We start from the raw sequence: 20,749 nt of genomic DNA, 5'->3' as shown, positions 1-20,749 counted from the left end.
AGGCGTCCTCCTATACCTGATCAAGCGACTCTTCCAGGCGGAAAAGCCGTGAATCCGGGCTCATGGCCACCCATTGGGCGGTAGGACTTAGCGTTGAAACGCGTGATCTCGTCAGAGGAGTGCCGGGTGAGCCAGCCGGAGATGCAGCCCGAGGGGGTGCCCCCCGAGGGACAGGGGGCAGGGACCGGGGCGGGGCCGGGTAAGGGGGCCGGGGCCGCTCCGGGTACCGGCGCCGGGTCGGGGGCTCGGGTCGGGGATCTGACCGGGCGGGCCTTTCCCCTCGGCGACTGGGGTGATCCCGCCGTGCGGCTCGACGAGCTCTACCGGTGGGTGGAGCGGGGCGCCCTGAACACCGCCGAGTGGTATCTCGCCGACCGCGGCAGGAAGCGGCGTGCGGCGCGGCTGCTGCGGGTGGGCGCCGCGCTGGGCGCCGTGGGCGCCGGGGCGCTGCCGCTGCTCGATCTGGCGGGAGCGGGGGCGGGAGCGGGAGCGGGAGCCGCGGGGGGCATCGCCGGGTGGGGGTTCGTTTCGCTGCTCGTCGGGGTCGCGTGCGTGGGGTGCGACCGGTTCTTCGGGCTCACGTCCGGGTGGATGCGGGACGTGGCGACCGCGCAGGCCGTGCAGCGGCGGCTGCAGGTGCTGCAGTTCGACTGGGCCTCGGAGAGCGTGCGGGAGGTCCTCGGGCCCACGGAGGGCACCGCGGGGGATGCCGCCGAGCGGTGCCTCGGGGTGCTGCGGAAGTTCACCGACGACGTGACGGAGCTCGTCCGGGCGGAGACCTCGGACTGGATGGTGGAGTTCCGGGCCGGGCCCGTGCCGCTGGCCATGCAGGCGATGGTGCCGAGCGGGTCGCCCCGGGAGGCACCGGCTTCCCCCGGGCGGTTTCCGCTGCCGCCCGGGGCCCGGCCGAACATGCCCCGACAGCGGCCGCCCGAGCCCCGGTGACGCGGAAACGACCTCGGTCCTACCTGCGCCAGAACACGTGGTGGGTCACTCCGCTCGCGCTCGGCACGACCTCCAGGTGGTAGCGGTCGACCAGGTCCTCGGGTGAGTTCCAGAGCCGCACCCCCGACCCGAGCTTCAGCGGCACCACCGCCACGTGCAGCGTGTCCACCAGTCCCGCCTCCAGGAACTGGCGGACGATCGAGGGACCGCCGCCGAGCCTGACGTCCTTGCCCTGCGCCGCCTCCTTCGCCTGCGCCAGGACCGTGGCCGGGTCACCGGCGACGAAGTGGAACGTGGTGTCGGAGAGCGTGAAGGACGGGCGCTCGTGGTGGGTCATGACGAACACCGGGGTGTGGAACGGGGGCTCGTCGCCCCACCAGCCGCGCCACTCGTGGTCCTGCCACGGCCCGCGCTGGGGGCCGAACTTGTTGCGGCCCATGATCTCGGCGCCGATGTTGTGGGAGAAGTCGCGGGTGAAGTAGTCGTCGAGGCCGCGGCTCCCGCCGGGATCCGTGCGGTTCGGCCAGCTCGCCGTCGCACCGGCCCAGGCGGCCATCTCCCGGGGGTCGGCGTGGCCGAACGGGCGCTCCAGGCTCTGGCCCTCACCGGTGCCGAAGCCGTCCTGCGACAGCATGAAGTTCTGGACCTTCAGCAGCTGCTGCCGCTCCTGTTTCCGGTTCACGTGGCGCCTCCTGTGTATGTACGCATGCACGTGTGTACGACAGTCAGACCCGACGGGCCACCCGAACTCATCGCTAGCTGTAGATGATCATCGAGCCCTGCGCCAGGCTCCGCGTCGCCGCCGCGTGCAGGCCGAGCCAGACGTGGCGCTCCCGTGCGAAGGGGCTCTGGTCCGGCGGGGACGGGGCCGCCGGTTCCTCCAGGGACGTGGGGGCCGACGGCGGGGCCGGGGCCAGCGGGGGGTTCGCCGGGTCTATGCCGATCGACGGGGCGACGTACTCCAGCTCGCGCAGCAGCGCGTGGGAGGAGCCCAGCGGGCCGCCGCCCGCGAGGAGCTCGTCGTTGGAGAGCGGGACCGGGAAGTCCACGGGGACGTACGCGCCCGCGTGGTCGTAGTGCCAGACCAGGTGCGACTGCTGGGCCGTGGCGTCGAACATCTCCAGGAGCTGTTCGTAGTCACCGCCCAGTTCGTCCACGGGCGTGACCTCCAGGCCGCAGATCTGGAGGAGGTAGGCGCGGCGCAGGAAGTGCAGCGCGTCGTAGTCGAAGCCCGCGACCGGGGCGACGTCGCCGGACAGGCCCGGCATGTAGGCGAAGACCGGCACGGGCGGAAGGCCCGCCTCGTGCAGTGCCTTGTCGTAGACAGCGAGCTCTTCCGCGAACGGATTGTCGGCGCTGTGGCACAGCACGTCGACGAGCGGGACCAGCCACAGGTCGCAGGCCAAGAAGGTCTCCTCGGGTCGGGTGGGGCGGCGGCAGGTACGTACGGGATGTACGGGGCGTACAGGACTGCAAGGGCGTGCTGACGACGGCAGGGGACGGAACGTAGCCTCGCGTGCAGGCAGCGTAGTCGCGCCTCCCGTCCCCTAAGTGCCCTTGCGCAGGTCCCATATCCATACGCCGTCTACCCACTTTCCGGGACGCCCAAGGAGTGCGTCCACGGTCGTGCGCAGTTCTCCGTCGTTCTGCTGCGGGGCCAGCACGAGGAGGCCCGCCTTCCAGTACTCCAGGTCCTGGCGGACCGCCTCGCGCCAGGCGGGCGTGACCTCGGGGACGCGGCCCGACGAGCGGACGTCCCGCAGGAGGTTCGAGGTGTTGCGGGGCGAGGGGCCGTAGATGCCGATGCGGTCCGGGCCCCAGGGGCCGTTGAAGTAGCCGCCCGGGATGCGGAAGCCCAGGTCGGCGTCGACCTGCCAGTGCAGGCCCTCCGCACTGGCGGGGTCGGGGACCGGCACGGGGACGAGGGTCTCGCCCTCCGCCAGGTACGTGCGCCAGGTGCCCTGCGCGATGAACGGCGGCACGTCGACCCGGTCCACGGCCTTCAGCGGCGCCGGGAAGACCGGCAGCAGCGCGAGGGCCACGGCCCCCACCCCCGCGAACCGGTGCGCGCGCCGCGGAGCGAGCAGCAGGCGGGCGAGCGCCAGCGCGAGCAGCATGCCGAGCGCCGGGGCGCACACCATCGCCACCCGCGACTCGATGACGGACTCGAAGAGGGGCCGGTCGGAGAGCGCAGCCCACGGTCCCGGCAGGACGACGTCCGTCAGCGGAATGCGGAACTTCGGCCCGAGCGAGAGCAGCGCGGCCGCGACCACGGTGAACGCCAGCGCCTTGACCACCGTGCGCTCCCAGAGGCGTACGACGATCGCGAAGGCCAGGGCGGCGAGCGGCCAGCCGTAGAAGGCGTTCTGCTCGGTGGGGTTCATGGCGAGGTGGTCGGCGGTCTCGTGGCTGCCCGCGAGCGAGCGCTCCGCGAAGGAGAAGAAGGCGAGCGGGCTGTTGCCCGCGTTGTCGCCGTGCAGCACGCTCTTGTAGCTCTGCGGCCCGAAGAACTGCCAGTAGAGGGGGAAGGCGACCAGCGGGATCGTGACCGCGAGGGCGATGGCGAGGCCGCGGGCGAGCGGGCGCCAGGCGGCCCGCGCCACGTCCCTGCGCACGGCCGCGTAGGCGAGGGCGAAGAGCAGCATGCCGAGCGCCGCGAGGAGGAGCGGCTCCTCGCCGAGGAAGATCTGGTACGTCGTGAAGAGGCCGAGGACGACGCCGTCGCGGACGACCCGGGTGCCCTCGCAGAGCCGCAGCGCCCTCTCGATGATCAGCGGGATCATGAAGAGGACGATGAAGTTCGGGTGGGCGTTGGCGTGGCTGACCATCGGTGGCGCGAACGCGGCGAGGGCCGCGCCGACGGCGGCGGCGCCCCGGTGCGGGACGAGGCGTCTGCGGATCAGCACGTACCAGCTGACGGCGGTGGCGGCGAGGCCGCCGGTCATCGCGACGTTCAGGGCGACCGCGGGGCCGAGGAGCCAGGTCACGGGGGCGAGCGGCACGGAGAGGCCGAGCATGACCGTGTTGGCCATGAGGTTCACGCCGTCCGGGACGTTCTGGAGGGTGGTGAACAGGGGGTTGCTGAAGTGGCGGACGTTGTCCGCCGTCACCGCGAAGAACCACTCCCACTGGTTCTGGTCCTGGAGGGAGTCGGGGATGTAGCGGTGGGCGGGCGCCGCCCAGCGGCCCGAGTAGAGGGTGACCGACAGGGCCAGGAAGAGGAGCGCGACCAAGAGGTCGGCGCGGCGGACCGAGCGGGCCTTGAGCGTGGTCAGCTCGGCCAGGACCTTCACGTAGTCGAGGGGCCTGACCTTCGAGCCCTCCTGGTGGGACCAGCGCACGGGCACCTCGGCGACGGGCCAGCCCGCCCGCCGGAAGTACTGCAGTATCTCGACGTCGATGCCCCAGCCGTGCAGCCGGGACGCGGCGAACGCCTCACGGGCCCGGTCGCCGTCGAAGAGCTTGAATCCGCACTGGGTGTCGCGGATGCCGGGGACGGCGACCGTACGTATGAGGAAGTTGCCGGTACGTCCCAGCAGCTCGCGCAGGCGGTGCTGGTGGGCGCCGATGGTCGCGCCGGGGCGGGCCCGGGAGCCGATCGCGGCCGCGTGGCCGTCGGTGAGCGCCTTGTCGAGGTGGTCGAGCTCCTCGATGGGCGCGGCGAGGTCGGCGTCGGTGACCAGGACGCGGCGGCCGTACGAGGCGAGGACGCCGAGCCGCAGGGCGTGGCCCTTGCCGCGGTTGCGGCCGCCGCGCACGAGCTGGACGCGGGGGTCGGCGGCGGACGCGTCCGCGGCGATCTCCGCGGTGCGGTCGGTGGAGCCGTCGTCGACGACGATCAGCTCCCAGGCGCCCCGGCAGGTCGTTTCGAGGTGGTCGCGGAGCGCGTCGAGCGTGGGACCCAGGCGCTCCTCCTCGTTGTAGGCAGGAACGACGACGGACAGGTCCACGCTCATGCAGCGGCCAGCCGCTCGATGAGGGCCAGGGAGTGCGCGTTGTACTCCATGACGATCCCGTGGGCCGCCTCCGGGTCGCGGCGCACCAGGGCGTCGACGAGCTCGGTGTGCCGGGACCAGAGCAGACCCCGCAGGTCACCGCCCTTGATGTCGGTCCAGCGGCGGAGGTGAGTGACCGCGCAGACCCAGGACTTCACGCGCAGGCGGTGCAGGAAGTCGGAGAGGTAGGGGTTGCCGAAGAGGGCGCTGAGCTCGCGCCAGAAGCGGAGGTCGTAGCCGATCAGGACGGTCAGGTCGCCCGCGCAGGCCGCGCGGGCCGCCTCCTCGCCGCGGCGGCGCACGGAGAAGAGGGCGTCCGAAACGTCACTGCGGGCGCCGTGCGCCGCGAGGTCGCGGAAGATCCCGTCGGCGACGAGGCCGCGGGCCTCCAGCATGCCGCGGTAGTCGTCCAAGGTGTGCTCGTGGACGCGGAAGCCGCGGTGCTGGTCGGCGTCCAGGAGGCCCTGGGCGGTGAGGTTCACCAGGGCCTCGCGGACGGGGGTCGCGGAGACGCCGTACTGCTCGGCGATCTCCTTGACCGTGAACTCCTGCCCAGGCTCCAGCCGACCGGCCAGGACCTCGTCGCGGAGCGCGTCGGCGATCTGCTGGCGCAGCGTGCTGCGGATGACGGCGGGGCCGTCGGTGCCGGGCATCTGATTCCCTCACGGAGTCTGACGTGGTCGTCTTACTTATGAGCACGTCAGACTACGTGGTCGGGTTCCACGCCTGGAGGGAGTGGCTCGGCTACGCCGTGTGCTCGTCGGCCACCGACAGAGCCGCGTCCAGGGCCGCCAGACCCTCCTTCGCCTCCGTCTCCGTGATGTTGCACGCGGGGACCACGTGGGTGCGGTTCATGTTGATGAAGGGCCACAGGCCGTGCTTCTTCGCGGCGGCGCCGAAGGCGGCCATGGGGGCGTTCGCCTCGCCGGTGGCGTTGTAGGGCACCAGCGGCTCGCGCGTCTCCCTGTCCTTCACCAGCTCAAGGGCCCAGAACATGCCGACGCCCCGCACCTCGCCGACCGAGGGGTGGCGCTCGGCGAGCTCGCGCAGGCCCGGCTCGATGACCTGGGCGCCGAGGTTCGCCGCGTGCTCGACGATGCCCTCCTCCGCCATGACGTTGATCGTGGCGACGGCGGCGGCGCAGGCCAGCGGGTGGCCGGAGTAGGTGAGTCCGCCCGGGTAGGGGCGCTTGGCGAAGGTCTCCGCGATCCTGCCGGAGATGGCGACGCCGCCGAGCGGCACGTATCCGGAGTTCACGCCCTTGGCGAAGGTCAGCAGGTCCGGCGTGACGTCGAAGAGGTCGGCGGCGAACCACTCGCCGGTGCGGCCGAAGCCCGCCATGACCTCGTCGAGGATGAAGACGATGCCGTACTTGTCGCAGAGCTCGCGGACGCCCGCGAGGTAGCCGGGCGGGGGGATCATGATGCCCGCGGTGCCGGGGACCGTCTCCAGGATGATGGCGGCGACGGTCTGCGGCCCCTCGAAGACAATCGTGTCCTCCAGGTGCTGGAGGGCGCGCTCGCACTCCTGCTGCTCGGTCTCCGCGTAGAAGCGGGAGCGGTACAGGAACGGCGCCCAGAAGCGGACGACGCCCGCCGTGCCGGTGTCGGAGGCCCAGCGGCGCGGGTCGCCGGTGAGGTTGATGGCCTGGTGGGTGCCGCCGTGGTAGCCGCGGTAGGCGGCGAGCACCTTGGGGCGGCCCGTGTGCAGACGGGCCATCCGGGTGGCGTGCTCGACCGCGTCGGCGCCCGCGTTCGTGAAGAAGATCTTGTCCAGGTCGCCGGGGGTCCGCTCGGCGATGAGGCGTGCGGCCTCGGAGCGGGCCTCGACGGCGAAGGCGGGCGCGAACGTCGTCATCGTCGCCGCCTGCTCCTGGATCGCGGCGACGACCTTCGGGTGCTGGTACCCGATGTTGGTGTAGACAAGGCCGCTGGTGAAGTCGAGGAAGCGGTTCCCGTCGTAGTCCCAGAAGTAGGCGCCCTCGGCACCGGCGATGGCCGGCGGGTCGATGAGCTCCTGTGCGGACCAGGAGTGGAAGACATGTGCGCGGTCCGCGGCCTTCACGGCGGCGCCGACCTGGGGATTCGGCTGAGGGGTCATGGGCCCGAGGGTAGATGTCCGCGGAGTGGACGGGACATGGGCGTCTTGTCTTGCGTGGGGGGAGGAACCCGACACATTGTCGCGTTGCGGGGTCTGGCCGGGGGCCTTGGGGGGTGGTTCGTCTGCGGGGGCCGCTGTGGTTGCTCGCGCCGTTCCCCGCGCCCCTGGGTGGTCCGTGGTTCGGTGTGCCGGGGGGCTGGGGGTTTTCGTCTGCGGGGGCGTGGGGGCTTGGCGCGCAGTTCCCCGCGCCCCTGGCCCGCACCCGAGAAGCCCCGGCCCCGCGTCAGTCGTCGTCCGTGTCCGGGACGACCTTCGCCCGGGGGCCGTGCCGCGTGCAACGGATCTCGTACGGGAGGTCGTCCTGTTCGTCGTCGTCGCCGGGCTCCGCCTCCAGGCGGACCACCGCCGCGGGGCCGCGCTCCACGTCGTCGTCGATGTGGAACCCGTCGGCCGGACTCCAGGAGATGAGGCGGACGGTGCCGTCGGAACGGCACTCGACCGTGGCGGCGCCGCCCGTGAAGCGGACGGTGGATCGCTCCGCGGAGGGTTGGGAGGGGGGCCGGGAAGAGGGGGGCTTCGGAGTCGATGGTGAACCGGGGGCACCCGGCGAATCCGCCGCCCTGTCCAGCGCCCTCCGTACCGCCGCCTCGTCCAGCGGACGACTGTGCGCCGCATCGCCCGCCCCGTCCGAACTCGCCAACTGCCAGGCGCCCAGCGCCCCCGCGGCCGTCCCCACGGCCACCCACGCAGCCGTGACGACCGCGCTTCGCCACTTCCTCATCCCGCCACTGTGCCGCATCGTTTCCTAACGCCCGGTTAAGGCCCCGGTTAAGGCCCGGGTCAAGGTTCCGCCCCGCCTCTGACTACGGTGGCTGTATGGCGCATCTTCTCGTCGTCGAGGACGACCCCCAGCTCCGCGGCGCGCTGGTGCGGGCCCTGCGCGACAGGGGCCACGCCGTGGCGACCGCGCCGAGCGGCATGGCGGGGCTTGACGCGGCGGTGACCAGCCGCCCCGACCTGGTCGTCCTCGATCTGGGGTTGCCGGACGTCGACGGGGCGCAGGTGCTGCGCATGCTGCGCGCGGTCAGCGACGTCCCCGTCATCGTCGCGACGGCCCGGGACGACGAGCCGGAGATGGTCACGGTCCTGGAGTCCGGGGCGGACGACTACATCGTCAAGCCGTTCGGCGCCGCCCAACTGGACGCCAGGATCAAGGCCGTACTGCGCCGCCTCGGCGTGACCGAGACCGAGGAGCCGCTGCGGGTCGGCACCCTCTCCATCGACCCCGCGGCCCGTGAGGTCACCCTCGACGAGGCCGCCGTCGACCTCACACCCCGCGAGTTCGACCTGCTCGCCTATCTCGCGCGCCGCCCCGGCCAGGTCGTCTCGCGCCGCGAACTGCTCGCCGAGGTCTGGCAACAGCCCCTGGGCGGCGCCGACAAGACGGTCGACGTCCACCTGTCCTGGCTCCGCCGCAAGCTGGGCGAGACGGCCCAGCACCCCCGCTACCTGCACACGGTCCGCACCGTGGGCGTCAAGCTCGCGGCACCCGGCGAACAGGCACCAGGCGAACAGGCACCCGACGAACAGAGCCCCGCCTGATGCGCCGCAGCCTCCTCCTCCTGACCGCGGCGACGACCGCCCTCGTCCTCACCGCGCTCCTCGTCCCCCTCACCCTGTTGACCCGCAGCCACGCCGCGGACCGCGCCACCGCCGAGGCCACCGCCCGCGCCCAGTGGGTGGCCCACGCCCTCGGCCCCGCCCTGGCGACCGCGGACGAGCGGGAGACGGCCGAGCAGACGGTGGAGAGCGTCAACGGAAAAGGCCTGGCGAGCACGGAGCTGATCCTCGCGGACGACCGCGTCATCGGCCCGGACCCCCGCCCCCGGAACGGGCCCGCCGTCACGGACCCGGTGCGGCTCGCCCGTACGGGCCGCGCCTTCACGTACGAGACCAGCTCCGGCGGCCGCCTTGTCCTGGTCCCCGTGCAGGGCGCCAAGGACGGCACGGCGGTGGTCCAGGTGACGCTCACCGAGCGGCAGTTGTACGCGGGCACGCTGGCGTCCTGGCTCGTGCTCGCCGGGATCGGCGTGGGCCTCGTCCTCCTCGGGCTCCTCCTCGCCGACCGGCTCGGCGCCCGCCTCGTCGGCGCCACGCGCCGCCTCGCCCGCACCGCGGACCGCCTGGCCGCGGGTGACCTGACGGCCCGCGCGGAGCCGGAGGGGCCGCCCGAGCTGCGCCTGATCGCGGGCGAGCTGAACCGCCTGGCCGCCCGCATCGACGAACTCCTCACCGCCGAGCGCGAGAACGCCGCCGACCTGGCGCACCGCCTGCGCACCCCGGTGGCCGCCCTGCGCCTGGACGCGGAGACCCTCCGCGACACGGACGAGGCCCACCGCATCGCCGCCGACGTCACGGCCTTGGAGCGCAGCGTCGACGACGTGATCCGCAAGGCGCGGCGCCCCCTGCGCGAGGCGCCGCGCGCGGACCTGGCGGCGGTGGCGCGCGAACGCGCCGCGTTCTGGGCCCCGTTGGCCGAGGACCAGAACCGCGACGCCCGCACCACGACGCCGGACGACGAGGTCTACGTACCCGTGCCCGAGGACGAACTCACCGCTGCCCTCGACACATTGATCGGCAACGTCCTGGACCACACCCCCCAGGGCACGGCCTTCTCCATCACGGTCCGCCGGACACCCGGGGGCGAGGTGGAGCTGACCGTCGCCGACGAAGGCCCCGGCTTCCCCGCCCCGGGGACCGCCCCCGGCCGCGGCACGAGCGGCGCGGGCTCCACGGGCCTGGGCCTGGACATCGCGCGCCGCACGGCGGAGGAGGCGGGCGGCCGCTTCGAAACGGCCCCGGCCACAGGCTCCTGCGCCGGGTCCGAGCCCTGCTCCGGCACCGGCGCCCGCATCACCCTGACGTTCCCGCCCGCGCCGCCCGGGGGAACGCCGTCCGCACCGCCCGCGCCCACTTGTTGATGCCCAGCTCGGGCCGGACCGCGGCATACCCCCCGCAGTACTTGGTGAAGTCCGCGGCCCGCACCCCGAACCGGTGCAGCACCCGGTCGGCCTCCGTCAGATGGCCCTTGGTCTTGGTCTCCACCAGGACGAGACCGCTGTCGGCGGCGGCGCTGCGCCCCGTCACCGTGTCCCGCACGACGAGCCCCGCGTCACACGTGATGCGCTGCCCGTCGGCGACGAAGGTGGCCCGCTGGTAGTCGGTGACGAGGGAGGGGGTGAGCCCCTCCGGCGCCTCGATGCCGTACGACCCGCGGAGCACACCGGCGAGGAAGCCGAGCCGCACCGCGTCCAGGACGTGGTCGTCGCCCTCCAGGCGCTGCCGGTGCTTGACGGTCTCGCCGCGCCCGCTCTTGAGCTTGATCTCGAACTGCCGCTCCCCGCTGTCCTGGTAGATCCGCTCCCGGATGCGGTAGCGCAGCCGCCGACCCTGCCGGTGGTCGTGGAAGGTGCCGAGGTCGGGGGTGTCGTAGTACGTCGAGTGGTACCGGAACCAGCGCTTGCCTCCGATGCTGAGCGCCCGGAAGGGCCCACCGGCCCGCCGGGGGTCGGTCAGCAGCGCGGCGAGGTCCTCGAATATCTCGACCGGCACGAGGTAGCTGTTGTCGAAGCGGGCGAGCAGCTCCGCCCTGGCGTTCACCTCGTCCAGCGCGATGGGGTGCGCGGCGGTCGCGGCGCGGCCGATGGCGCGTACGGCGGGGTTCACACGGTCTCCTTCGGGTGGCTGGGGGCGATCGTGCGGGACCTGGTCGTGCGTCGTCGTACCGTCAACTCCCCGGACTGTGCGGAAGGTTCCGGCTGGCGGAAACGTACTTCCAGGACCATGAGGTCACGTACGTAATCGACCTCCTGGACGGTCCACCCCAACGGCTCGCCGAGCCGACGCGCGAGCTCGGCCCGCAGGGACTCCTCGTCGCGGTGGACGGAGTCCAGGGTGACGACGGTCCGCCGGTCGCGCGCGAAGAGGCGGGGGTGGTCGGCGCCGTACATCACGGCGAGCAGGACACCGGCGAGCAGCGACGCCACGGGCAGGCCCAGCGCGGGCAGACCGCAGAGCAGGCCGAGGACGAGAGTGATGAAGTAGTACGCGACCTCTTGGTGCTGCAGCGCGTCGGAGCGCAGCCGCACGATCGAGAGCACCCCGAAGAGCCCGAAGCCGAGGGCGAGCCCGCCGTCGCCGCCGACCGTCCCGAGCCCGGCGACGATCGCGAACAGCGCCACGTTCAGGGCGAGATACGCGGGGACGAGCTCACGCCTGCGGTGCCGCGGATAGAAGACGCCGAAGGTCAGCAGGGAGACGGCGGCCAGGTCGAGTGCCAGGTGGGCGCAGAGGGTCAGTGTGCTGTCCATGCCGAGGACGCTAGGGAGCGGGGGGTTAAGGCCGCCCCTCGTGGGCGTTAAGGAACTTCGCGGGAGTCCGCGGCGGGAGCCTGTCCCCTTTCATTGACAGCATGCTGTCGTTTTGACAGCATGCTTACGTAAGCACCGCACGTACCGCACGCAGACACCGGAGGCCTTCATGTCCCCCCTCACGTCCCGCAAGCCCGTGCACCTGGCCCTCTACGACACGTTCGCCGACTGGGAGACCGGCCACGCCACGGCCTGGCTCGCCCGCTTCGGCTACGAGATCCGTACGGTCGCCCCGACCGCCGAACCCGTCGTCTCCATCGGCGGCCTCCGAGTCCAGCCCGACCTCTCCCTCGCCGAGCTGCGTCCCGAGGACAGCGCCCTGCTGATCCTGCCGGGCGGCGACCTGTGGGACACGGGCGACGACCTCGCGCCGTTCGCGCGCACGGCCCGCGCGTTCCTGGACGCGGGTGTACCGGTGGGCGCCATCTGCGGCGCCACGGCGGGGCTCGCACGCGAGGGGCTCCTGGACGACCACGCGCACACCAGCGCGGCGTCGATGTACCTGACGGCCACGGGCTACAAGGGCGGCGAGCGGTACGTGGAGACGGACGCGGTCACCGACGGCGACCTGATCACGGCGGGCCCGACCGAGCCGGTCGCGTTCGCCCGCGAGATCTTCGGCCGCCTCGGCGACGTCCTCGACGACGAGAAGCTCGACGCGTGGTTCCGCCTCTTCCACGACTCGGACCCGGCCGCGTACGAGACGCTCAACTCGTGAGCGGGGACCGTCCGATGACTGACGCCGCCACCCGCGCCGACCAGGACCTGCTCACCCGCACGGCCCTGACCGTCTTCCGCCTCAACGGGCAGTTCCTCACCGCCTCCGAGGGACTGGCGAAGCCCGCGGGGCTCACCGCGGCCCGGTGGCAGGTGCTCGGCGCGGTGCTGCGCGAACCGCTGCCGGTGGCGGGCATCGCCCGCGCGATGGGCATCACGCGGCAGAGCGTGCAGCGCGTGGCGGACCTCCTGGTACGCAAGGAACTCGCCGAGTACGTGCCGAACCCGGCCCACCGCCGCGCCAAGCTGCTCCGGCCGACGGAGGAGGGCCGGGCGGCCGTGGCGCGGATCGAGCCGGGCCATGCGGAGCTGGCGGCGCGGCTGGCGGACGCGCTCGGCGAGGACGGGTTCGCGGAGACGGCACGGGTGCTGGAGCGCCTCGCCACGGTCCTGGACGACATGACGGACGGCGTCACGGAGCCGTAGGGGGGAGCAGCAGCGGTACGAGGGCGCGGGCGAACTCCGCCGGTTCCGCGCTGGCGCCCACGTGGTTGCCGGGCATGTCGATCAGGGGCTGGCGCAGCAGTGCGGCCAGGGCGTGGGCCGCCCGACGCGCCATCTGGTGGTGGCTCGTCGACCCGGCGCACACGGTCAGCCCGGCTCGGCGCACGGCCTCGATGTCGGGCTCGTAGAAGACGCTGGGGCCCGCCATGCGGCCCAGGAAGTAGCGGTTCTTGTCGCGTTCCGCGGTCGGCAGCTCCGGCAGCTCGACATGCGCGGGCGGCACCTGGTCCGGGCGCGTGTGGTGGGCGGCGCCGCTCAGGTCGACGAACTCCTGCACGGCCCGCTGAGGATCGACCGCCGCGACGGCGAACGCGGACGCGGCGCGCTCCGCGAGGGTGGCGTCGTCCAGGAGCGAGATCAGGGGCGGCTCGTGCAGGACGGCCGACCCGACGAGGTCGGGGTGCCGCTTGGCCAGTTCGAGAAGGGTCACGGCCCCGCCGCTCGTACCGACGAACATGGCGGGCGCGCCGGTGAACGTGTCGACCAGTGCGGCCAGGTCCGCGGCGAGGACCTCGGGCGTGGGCTCGGCCATTCCGTGCGTCGGGCGGCTGGCACCGATGCCGCGGGGGTCGTGGGTGACGACGGTGAACTGCCCCGCGAGCTCGTCCGCGAGGGCGGCGAACCCGCCTCGTCCCACCGGCGCGCCGACGAGGAAGAGCAGGGGCCCGTCCCCCTGCACGGCGTAGGCGATCGCCGTGTCGGACCGCTTGAGGAACTGCGGCGAGTCGGCTGCCTGACCGGTGTAGTCCGCGATCTTGCGGGTGATCACGTCGAGGGCACGGTCCAGCGCGTCGCGGCGGTCCTCGACGCGACGGCGGTGCGCCGCGAGCAGCTCAAGGCGCAGCCGTGACGGGTCGGCGACCTCGGCATCGGCGTCGGCGCCGGTGAACTGCGCGATGTCGGCCAGGGGCATCCCCGTCTCGCGCAGGTGGACCAGCATGCGGATCAGGTCGACGTCGGCGGCGACGTACTGACGGCGTCCGGCGGTGTCGCGCCGGGGGGCGGGCAGGATTCCCTGCCGCTCGAAGTACCGCAGGGTGTCGGGTTCGAGCCCGGTACGCGCGGCGGCTTCCCCGATCCCGAACCGCTCTTCTTGCTCGCTTGGTTCGCTTGGTTCGCTTGGTTCGCTTGGTTCGCTCATGGGGCAAGCCTCGGACCTGGACCTCGGTCCAAGTCAAACGGGGATCTCCGGGAGCGCGTTAATTCGCGTGCCCGACGGGAGCGCCGCGACTACGGTGGATCTCGTTCAGGTGCGGAGGCTACGGCTACTTCTCCTCTCAAGAGAGCAACGCGGGTTCGAATCCCGTCGCCGACTCCGGTCGGTGTCGTCCAGCGGCCCAGGACGCTACGTCGCCGTCGCCGGTCTCGATCTCTGAACACTCGACGCGAGCCGTCCGCCACGGGGGAACCAGGCGGGCGGCTTCGTCGTGTCGGCGTACCGCCACCGGTACGGGGCCGTCCTTCCGACCCCCGTGGCGGGAGGACGGCCCCTGGCCTTTCCGGTGTTGCGGTGTTACTGCGTTACGGGGTTGCGGCGGCGCCCGGTCAGTACAGCTTGTTGACGGCCGTGGTCGTGGTCTTCTTGAAGGCGGCCACGGGCGCGTCCCCGAAGTCGCCCAGCTGCCCCCACTTCACGACGGTGACGGTCCTGCCGTCCCGCCCGACCGACAGCAGAGAGACGTCGGTGGCGCCCGAGGACGTCTCGGTGTGCAGGCCGCGGACGCGGGCGCCCTCCTCGACCGGCAGCCTGCCGTAGTCCCGGCCCTCGGCCGCGACGTCGGGCGAGGCCTTCTCGATGCGGTCGGCGCAGGTGCGGATCAGGTCGTCGTAGTGCTTCGCCAGGCCCTTGGCCAGGGCGGCCGAGCCCGTCACGACGGTCAACTGCACGGCGCCGGTGTCCACGTCGGTGCGGAACTCCCGGTGCCGGTAGTCGTAGGAGGGCACGCCCTCCGTGCTCACGCAGAGGCCGAGTGCCTCAGGGAACCCTTCGGTGGTCGGCCCTGCGGTCCAGGACGACGTCGGGTGCGGCGGCAGCTGGGACGCCGAGAGGAACTTGGGCGCGGCGGCCTTCGACGTATCGGCCTTCGACGTATCGGCCTTCGGCGCGGCACCGGCGGACGGTGCCGTGAGGACCGTGCCCGCCGCGAGGGCGGCGACGGTGAGTGCGGTGAAAGCGCTCGTTCGGATACGCATGGACATGGCTGTTACCCCCGTGGAGGAGTGCGTTGACGTGGATGCCGCGGCGAGGCCCGCTGGTCGGCCCGGGCCTGGTCGGTGCGACACCAAGAGCATCAGCGGTCACGGCGGCCCGGCGCAACGACCGACGGCCGATCAGGCACGGTGGAACCATCCCAGCCCTTCTGACGTGCAGGTACACGGGTGCCTGGGATACCGTCCCGGGCCGGTTGGGGTCGTACGAGGACGGGGGACCCTGTGTCGGCACAGGACGACGGCGGCAGCGACGGCGACGGCGACGGCATCGACGAGGTGGCGGAGTTCGCGGCGCTGCTGACGGCGCTGAAGGAGCGCACGGACCGGAGCTACGGCTCGCTGGCCCGCCGCCTGGGCATGAACACCTCGACGCTGCACCGCTACTGCGCGGGCGACGCGGTACCGCTCGACTTCGCCCCCGTGGAACGCTTCGCGGCCCTGTGCGGGGCGACCCCGGAGCAGCGCCTGGAACTCCACCGCCGCTGGCTCCTGGCCGTGGCGGCCCGCCGTCGGCCTCGTGCGGGGGAGTCGAGGGCGACGGAAGCCGTGAAGGCGGCAGTGGTGGAGGCGGCAGCGGCGGAGGCGGCAGCGGCGGAGGGCAGCACCGAACCGGACCCGGCGCCGAAGCCCGACGGCGACCCGGCAGCCGCATCGGACCCCGCGCCCGAACCGCCCGGCGCACCCTCTCCCCCGCCCCCGCACCGCCCCTGGTCCCGCCGAAGACATCTCGTCGTCGGACTGGCCTCCGCCTGTGCCGTACTCGCGACGCTCGGGGCCTTCTCCTTGCTGCCGGACGGACGGCAGACGTCCGCCGCCCGTCCCGACCAGGTCGCGGATGCGGCACGGACGGAGGCCGGAGCGCCGCAGCGCCGGGGCACCTCGCCCACCCCGAGCGGCACCCGGGCCCCCAAGCACCCTTCCGGCTCCGCCACCCCGAAGAAGAAGCCGGACACCTCACGCCCGCCCGGCGCGACATCCACCCCGCCCCGCGACGAAGAACCCGCAGGCCTGCCGATCACCTGGTCCGCCAACTCCCAGGCCTGGAAGCTCGGCTGCGGTCACGACTACGTCATCACCAAGCCGCCGAGCCAGGTCCCTCCTCCCCCGGCCCCGCAGGACGCGGCGCCCTGGGCGGCGACGCAGAGCGCGGTGCACGGCGGCGAGACGCTCGTGGAGCTGTCGGTGCAGGGGCGCAGCGACACGGCCGTCGTGCTGGAGGCGCTGCGCGTACGCGTGGTCGGCCGTGCGGCGCCGGTCAAGGGCAACGCCTACGCCATGGGCCCGGGCTGCGGCGGCGCGGTCACACCCCGGTACTTCACCGTGGACCTGGACAAGGACCGCCCCATCGCCCGCGCGGTCGCGGGGAACGACACCGGCACGCCGATCCCGGCGGTGCGCATGCCCTACCGCGTCTCGGCGAAGGACCCCGAGGTGCTGCTGATCACGGCCGGGACCAGTTCGTGCGACTGCCGCTGGTACCTGGAGCTGGACTGGTCCTCCCAGGGCCGCAAGGGCACCGTGCGCATCGACGACGACGGCCGCCCGTTCCGCACCAGCGCCATCAAGGGCCTGCCCCGGTACGGGTACGACACCTCCGGACGCCGGTGGGGGACCTACAGCTGAGGGCGGCGCACGCGGAAGCGCAGCAGGGTGACCCCGCCCGACTGGACGTTGTCGAGCGGCTCCAGGTCGATCCGGTCGAGGCCCGGCGGTGCGAAGCGGACGCCGTCGCCGAGCAGCACCGGCAGCACGTACACCAGGATCTCGTCGACGAGGCCGCGCCGCAGGCACTGGGCGGCCACGTCGGCGCCGAGGATCTCCAGGTTCTTGTCACCGGCGGCACGGCCTGCCGTGGCCACGGCCTCCTCGATGTCGCAGGTGAGGAAGGTGACGTGGGGGTCCGGCTCGTCGGGCGGGCGGTGGGTGAGGACGAACCGCGCCCCGCCGTCGTAGGAGGTGTTCTCGTCGGACATGCGCTTGCCGACCTCGTACGTGCCCCGGCCGATGAGCATGGCACCCGTGGCCGCCATGACCTCCGGGAACGTCGCCGACGTCATGTGCTCGAAGACCCAGTCCATCGTGTGCCCGGGACCGGCGATGAACCCGTCCAGGGACATCACCCTGTTCACGACCACTTTGCCGGTGCTCGCATCCCTCATGTGTCTTCTCCAAGCAGGTGGGGGGCTACGGTACCGATAGAAGGCAGGCCCTAGTCCGGGACCCGGTCGTACTGGGCGAGCACCGCTTTCGACGTCGCGGAGTCCATCAGCCGCAGCTCCCACGGCCCCGTGTTCACGTCGAACTCCTTGCCGAATCCCACCCACTTGCCGGTCATGCGCCGCCCCGTGGGCTCGGCGAGCATCTGGAGCGCGCCGAAGTACCGGGCGCCCCGGTAGTAGCCGTCGGAGGCCGTCTGCTCCGTCCACGTGCCCGTCACGGTCGCCCCGTCGATCTGGAGATCCAGCGTCATCGGGCTGTCCGGGTTCAGGGACGCGTTCGGCAGGCTCCGCCCCGTCAGGCGGTTTCCGTGCTGCAGCAGCACGACGTGGTGCTTTCCGGTGAACACCGCGTCGTCACGGCCACTCGACACGTACTCGTACGTCGACAGCCACACCCCCGTGAAGTTGCCGCGGGGAGCGGCGAGCGGTGCCGTCTGACCGGACGTCACCGAGAACGCCGCGTCGTCCAGGTCGTGGCCGCCGCGCCCGTCCTCGGTGACGGCCACGGACGGCACACCGAAGCCGAGGGCCTCGATGGGCACTCCGGTGACGCGCTCCAGGGCGCGCGCGTACAACTGGCGGGGCGCGGCGGTGTCGCCATGCGATCGACGGTACGCGCAAGCACCACGGAATGACACCGAAATGACGCCCTACATGCCGACTGACAAGGAGTCGACATGGCCGAGATCACGGGCCGGTCCCCGAGCGTTGGAAGCAGTGATTCCCCGAGGCTGGTGAGTGCCGCGTTCGACTGGCTGGCGCGCGCACAGCAAGAGCCGCGCCAGGCCCGACGGGCTGAGGCTTCGGTGCTGGTGCGACGATGCGGGGATGCGTGAGGTCAATGAACTAATCGACGTCGATGATCCAGCCTGGCCGCTCCTCCTCAAGGAGCTGTCCGACACCGGCATAGCAGTTGAAGTGCTGCCCGGCGATACCGAGATGGGCCGCGCCTCCCTGCTGCAGCTCCAGGTCTCGGCCCGGTCGAATCTCGGCGGGATCGTGCTGAACTGCGGCGGTCTGCTCGTGGACGGCGGATGGTTGCGGATTTTCGGCAGCCCTGGCGGCACCGGGCCCGAGGGGCTGTCGGGCCTGGCCGAGGTCAACGCGATGCCCTCGACGTTCGACCCGGCCTGGCAGCCGGAGGCGGGGCTCGTGGTTGCGCACGACGTGCTGGGCGGCGTGTTCGCCGTCAACGGAGGTGACCCCAGTGCGGTCGGTCGGCCGGGTGGGCCGGGCGAGATCGTCTACTTCGCCCCCGACACCCTTGGCTGGGAGGCGCTGGGGGCCGGGCACTCGGCCTGGTTGTCCTGGATTCTCTCCGGAGGGCTGCAGAAGTTCTACGCGGGCCTGCGGTGGGACGGCTGGCGCGGCGAGGTCTCCGTGCTCGACGGTCGGCAGGGGTTGTCGTTCTCCCCGCCGCTGTGGTCGGCCGAGGCCCGCCAGGACCTGTCGGCGACCAGCCGTCGTGCCGTACCCATGGCGGAGCTCCTGGGGCTGAGCCGCGACTCGCGCCTGCAGTTCGACGGCGCCGACCCGGGATTCCTCGGAGTCGCATGAACCGGCTTGCTCGCCCGGGTGCCGGGAGCACTCGATGCGAGGTGCCCGTGAAGGGCGCAGTGGCTGCCCGGAGCGTGTCAACGGTCAGTACACTCCTCACTCTGTTGCACACCAATGGGGGAGGTCGGTGCGGCGATGGAGAAGCTCGTGCCCGGGGATCCGCAGCGGATCGGCGCGTATCGTCTGCTGGCGCGGCTCGGTGCCGGTGGTATGGGGCAGGTGTATCTCGCGCGGTCCGATCGTGGGCGCACGGTCGCGGTGAAGCTGGTTCGCCAAGAGCTCGCCGAGCAGGACGAGTTCAGGAACCGGTTCCGGCAGGAAGTGCAGGCCGCGCGGCAGGTGGGCGGCGCGTGGACGGCGCCGGTCCTCGACGCGGACACCGAGGCGGCGATCCCGTGGCTCGCCACCGGTTACGTCGCGGGGCCCTCGCTGCAGAGCGTCGTCTCGCACGACCACGGGCCGCTGCCCGAGCGCTCCGTGAACATCCTCGCGGCCGGGCTCTCCGGCGCCCTCAAGGACATCCACGCTGCGGGCATGGTCCACCGCGACCTGAAGCCGTCCAACGTCCTGATCACCATCGACGGCCCGCGCGTCATCGACTTCGGCATCGCGCGCGCCCTGGAGACGGTCACCGACGGCGGCCTGACGCGTACCGGCGCGCTCGTCGGCTCGCCCGGCTTCATGGCCCCCGAGCAGGTCCGCGGCGACCGGATCACCCCGGCGTGCGACGTGTTCTGCCTCGGCTCCGTGCTCGCGTACGCCGCCTCGGGAGCGCTGCCCTTCGGGACGGCCAACAGCGGCGTGCACGCGCTGATGTTCCGCATCGCGCAGGAGGAGCCCGACCTGGAGGGGCTCCCCGAGGAGCTCGCCGAGCTGATCGGCGCCTGCCTGCGCAAGGATCCGGCGGACCGGCCCTCCTTGGACGAGGTGCTGGAGCGCACAGGGGCCGCGGACGCGCTGGGGGACGGTCACACCCTCGATCCCTGGCTGCCGGGTGCCCTGGTCGCGCAACTGGGGCGCCATGCCGTGCAGTTGCTGGACGCGGAGGATCCGGAGGAGATGTCGGGGGAGGGCGATGAGCCCGTTGCCGGTGGCGGGGGCGCTTCCGTTGCCGGGGAGACTCCGGAAGCTGTGGGTGACGGACACGAAGCCACTCCGCCGCCGCCCGGCAAGCCCGGTGCCGCGCCCCTCGACCACCTGCCCACCATGGTGTCCGGGCAGGCGCCGCCCGCTCCTCCGCCCACGCCCACGCCCACGCCCGCACAGACCCCTGCGCCCGCGCCCAGTACCCCCGTTTATGGCTATCCGCCGCAGCAACTCCCGCAACAGGCCCACCAGCACGCCGCCTACGGCTACCCCCAGCACCCCCACCAGGCTCCCCCCGGCTTCGGGCCCACTCCCCCGTACGGGCCCGTCCCGCCGCCCGAACCGCCGCGGCGCAGCGGGCGTTCCACCGCCGCGCTGATCGTCGTCGCCCTGATAGTGGCCGTCGGAGCGGGCGGCACCGTCTACGCCGTCATGAACGGCGACAGCACCGAGGACAAGCAGAGCGCCGACGCGGCAGGAAACAGTGCCAGCAGCGCGCCGAAGACGCCGGGGTCCACCTCGCCGTCCCCCGTAGCGAGCAGCCCGGAGCCCTCCGCGTCCGGCGCGGACGACGGCACCGTCCCCGACAAATACCTGGGCACCTGGTCCGGCGGCCTCGACACCGACGACGGCCACAGCACCCGCGAACTCACCGTCCAGCAGGGCGCGGTGGGAGACACTGTTCTTTCGGTGACGGCGGACGGACCTGCCGACGGTGGCGGCACCTACCACTGCGTCTTCCAGGGCAAGCTGGTCTCCGCGTCCGGCGACCGCCTGCGCATCGGGCCCACCGAGGTCACCGTCGGCGAACCCATGACGTCCTGCACGCCCGGCGACTCCAGCGTCATCACCATCCTCGACAACGGCAAGCTGCGGCGCGCCAACACCGACGGCAGCGGCGAGTTGACGTACGACAAGAGCTGAA

General features: G+C 72.5%; 19 protein-coding genes and 1 pseudogene. 8 read left to right on the top strand and 12 right to left on the bottom strand.

Annotated elements, in window-relative coordinates:
* Positions 1–126: 126 nt before the first annotated feature.
* Positions 127–945 carry an SLATT domain-containing protein gene (locus tag AC068B_RS25985; protein ID WP_478674042.1) on the top strand — a complete coding sequence of 273 codons (819 nt, stop codon included), beginning with the start codon at positions 127–129 and terminating at the stop codon, positions 943–945.
* A 19-nt stretch (positions 946–964) separates the two neighbouring features.
* On the opposite strand, the gene AC068B_RS25980 is transcribed toward AC068B_RS25985, so the two are convergent.
* The 6 genes from AC068B_RS25980 to AC068B_RS25955 form a co-directional block, all read right to left on the bottom strand.
* Positions 965–1,579 carry a dihydrofolate reductase family protein gene (locus tag AC068B_RS25980; protein ID WP_478674173.1) on the bottom strand — a complete coding sequence of 205 codons (615 nt, stop codon included), beginning with the start codon at positions 1,577–1,579 and terminating at the stop codon, positions 965–967.
* A gap of 121 nt (positions 1,580–1,700) precedes the next feature.
* Positions 1,701–2,351 carry a hypothetical protein gene (locus tag AC068B_RS25975; RefSeq protein ID WP_478674041.1) on the bottom strand — a complete coding sequence of 217 codons (651 nt, stop codon included), beginning with the start codon at positions 2,349–2,351 and terminating at the stop codon, positions 1,701–1,703.
* A gap of 141 nt (positions 2,352–2,492) precedes the next feature.
* A complete protein-coding gene (locus AC068B_RS25970) occupies positions 2,493–4,901 on the bottom strand; it encodes a dolichyl-phosphate beta-glucosyltransferase (RefSeq protein ID WP_478674040.1) in 2,409 nt (802 codons plus the stop codon).
* Positions 4,898–5,593 carry a GntR family transcriptional regulator gene (locus AC068B_RS25965; RefSeq protein WP_468566382.1) on the bottom strand — a complete coding sequence of 232 codons (696 nt, stop codon included), beginning with the start codon at positions 5,591–5,593 and terminating at the stop codon, positions 4,898–4,900. Before AC068B_RS25965 ends, AC068B_RS25970 begins: the two co-directional genes overlap by 4 nt.
* A 91-nt stretch (positions 5,594–5,684) precedes the next feature.
* A complete protein-coding gene (locus AC068B_RS25960; protein WP_478674039.1) occupies positions 5,685–7,040 on the bottom strand; it encodes an aminotransferase class III-fold pyridoxal phosphate-dependent enzyme in 1,356 nt (451 codons plus the stop codon).
* A gap of 283 nt (positions 7,041–7,323) precedes the next feature.
* The gene (locus tag AC068B_RS25955; protein ID WP_478674038.1) at positions 7,324–7,821 is read right to left on the bottom strand and encodes a hypothetical protein; all 498 of its coding nucleotides are present in this window, start codon (positions 7,819–7,821) and stop codon (positions 7,324–7,326) included.
* A gap of 95 nt (positions 7,822–7,916) precedes the next feature.
* Between AC068B_RS25955 and AC068B_RS25950 the strand changes: the two genes are divergently transcribed.
* Together AC068B_RS25950 and AC068B_RS25945 are read left to right on the top strand one after the other, a co-directional pair.
* A complete protein-coding gene (locus tag AC068B_RS25950) occupies positions 7,917–8,642 on the top strand; it encodes a response regulator transcription factor (RefSeq protein ID WP_478674037.1) in 726 nt (241 codons plus the stop codon).
* Positions 8,642–10,021: a sensor histidine kinase gene (locus AC068B_RS25945; protein WP_478674036.1), complete on the top strand. Its 1,380-nt coding sequence runs from the start codon at positions 8,642–8,644 to the stop codon at positions 10,019–10,021. Before AC068B_RS25950 ends, AC068B_RS25945 begins: the two co-directional genes overlap by 1 nt.
* Here AC068B_RS25945 and AC068B_RS25940 read toward each other — a convergent pair.
* Positions 9,954–10,766, bottom strand: a complete 813-nt coding sequence (locus AC068B_RS25940) for a VTC domain-containing protein (RefSeq protein WP_478674035.1) — start codon at positions 10,764–10,766, stop codon at positions 9,954–9,956. The two genes, AC068B_RS25945 and AC068B_RS25940, sit on opposite strands and share 68 nt — an antisense overlap.
* Positions 10,763–11,410: a DUF4956 domain-containing protein gene (locus AC068B_RS25935; protein ID WP_478674034.1), complete on the bottom strand. Its 648-nt coding sequence runs from the start codon at positions 11,408–11,410 to the stop codon at positions 10,763–10,765. The genes AC068B_RS25940 and AC068B_RS25935 overlap by 4 nt, the downstream gene beginning before the upstream one ends.
* A 169-nt stretch (positions 11,411–11,579) precedes the next feature.
* Between AC068B_RS25935 and AC068B_RS25930 the strand changes: the two genes are divergently transcribed.
* Positions 11,580–12,188 carry a type 1 glutamine amidotransferase family protein gene (locus AC068B_RS25930; RefSeq protein WP_478674033.1) on the top strand — a complete coding sequence of 203 codons (609 nt, stop codon included), beginning with the start codon at positions 11,580–11,582 and terminating at the stop codon, positions 12,186–12,188.
* A gap of 14 nt (positions 12,189–12,202) precedes the next feature.
* Positions 12,203–12,673: a MarR family winged helix-turn-helix transcriptional regulator gene (locus AC068B_RS25925; RefSeq protein ID WP_478674032.1), complete on the top strand. Its 471-nt coding sequence runs from the start codon at positions 12,203–12,205 to the stop codon at positions 12,671–12,673.
* Here AC068B_RS25925 and AC068B_RS25920 read toward each other — a convergent pair.
* Positions 12,660–13,892: an alpha/beta fold hydrolase gene (locus tag AC068B_RS25920; protein ID WP_478674031.1), complete on the bottom strand. Its 1,233-nt coding sequence runs from the start codon at positions 13,890–13,892 to the stop codon at positions 12,660–12,662. The genes AC068B_RS25925 and AC068B_RS25920 overlap by 14 nt on opposite strands.
* Positions 13,893–14,296: 404 nt before the next feature.
* Positions 14,297–14,950, bottom strand: a complete 654-nt coding sequence (locus AC068B_RS25915) for a hypothetical protein (protein WP_478674030.1) — start codon at positions 14,948–14,950, stop codon at positions 14,297–14,299.
* 234 nt (positions 14,951–15,184) lie between these two features.
* Between AC068B_RS25915 and AC068B_RS25910 the strand changes: the two genes are divergently transcribed.
* Positions 15,185–16,585, top strand: a complete 1,401-nt coding sequence (locus AC068B_RS25910; RefSeq protein WP_478674029.1) for a helix-turn-helix domain-containing protein — start codon at positions 15,185–15,187, stop codon at positions 16,583–16,585.
* Here AC068B_RS25910 and AC068B_RS25905 read toward each other — a convergent pair.
* On the bottom strand, positions 16,576–17,121 hold the full coding sequence (locus AC068B_RS25905; protein ID WP_478674028.1) for a dihydrofolate reductase family protein: 546 nt from the start codon (positions 17,119–17,121) through the stop codon (positions 16,576–16,578). The two genes, AC068B_RS25910 and AC068B_RS25905, sit on opposite strands and share 10 nt — an antisense overlap.
* Positions 17,122–17,171: 50 nt before the next feature.
* Positions 17,172–17,792 (bottom strand): annotated as a pseudogene (locus AC068B_RS25900) (XRE family transcriptional regulator); the annotation flags it as partial.
* Between the two features lie 217 nt (positions 17,793–18,009).
* Here AC068B_RS25900 and AC068B_RS25895 point away from each other — a divergent pair.
* Together AC068B_RS25895 and AC068B_RS25890 are read left to right on the top strand one after the other, a co-directional pair.
* Positions 18,010–18,738 (top strand): DUF2625 domain-containing protein, encoded by a 729-nt coding sequence (locus AC068B_RS25895; protein WP_478674027.1) that lies wholly within the window; start codon positions 18,010–18,012, stop codon positions 18,736–18,738.
* Between the two features lie 135 nt (positions 18,739–18,873).
* Entirely contained in the window at positions 18,874–20,748 is a 1,875-nt protein-coding gene (locus tag AC068B_RS25890) for a serine/threonine-protein kinase (RefSeq protein WP_478674026.1), read from the top strand.
* Position 20,749: the final 1 nt, after the last annotated feature.

Source organism: Streptomyces sp. NPDC042371 (assembly GCF_056437465.1).
This window is presented reverse-complemented; position numbering and strand designations above follow the sequence as displayed.